We start from the raw sequence: 809 nt of genomic DNA on the forward strand, positions 1-809 counted from the left end.
TGAACAGCAACCACTCTAGGCCAAAGATCACAATCAAAGCGATGCAGAACCAAGTGAACGCCATGGAGGATTCTACGCCCGGCATGCCACCAATGTTGATACCAAGTAGTCCTGTTAGGAAGCTGGTTGGTAAGAAAATGGTGGCAACTAAAGTAAACAGGTAACTGTTTTTGTTGGTCTTCTCGTCTCGGTTGTGTTTGATTTCGTCTTGGAAAAGCGCTACTTCGCCAAGGTAAAATTCAATCGTTTCGTTGATGCGAGTAATGTTGTTATGCGCGAAGCGATATTGGTGAGGTCTTGATGTTACCAATTCTGACTCTGACTCGATCAAATCACGAATCGCATATTGTTGAGGGCGAATAAAACGTTTGATGGAAATAAGCGCCTTTTGTGCCGCAATGTGGTTGTACGTTGACTCATCATTGACGTCAAACTCGTTTAACGTTTCTTCGATGGTGTCGAGATACAAGTCGATTTTGCCGTTCAACCCTTCGATGATTTGATTCAGTAAGCTCGCCAGGCTTTTCGGCCCTTTGTGCTCTGCTAATGCTTGGCGAATTTCCATGATTGCACGTGATGGGATCTTACGAGTCGAGATCAGTGCGCCCTGAAAATAGAGAATACGGATACTGAGCATGTCTTCCGGCGACGCATTCTCGTTCATGTTGATGCCTCGTAAGATCAGCATGAAGTTATCGTCATCCAAAGGATGGAAAGATGGTCGGCTCTCGTCGGCTAACAGATGATCGACCGTCGCACGTGGTACGTGATTGTCCTCTAGCCAGCCACGAATATCGGGATGAAGCCTT

General features: G+C 46.2%; 1 protein-coding gene. It reads right to left on the reverse strand.

The genetic code is table 11. The features are described from left to right. Positions 1–809, reverse strand: an 809-nt coding sequence (locus tag R7R24_RS26020) for a CorA family divalent cation transporter (RefSeq protein WP_318120014.1), incomplete at both ends; no start/stop codon positions are given.

It is taken from the genome of Vibrio sp. 704 (assembly GCF_033339295.1).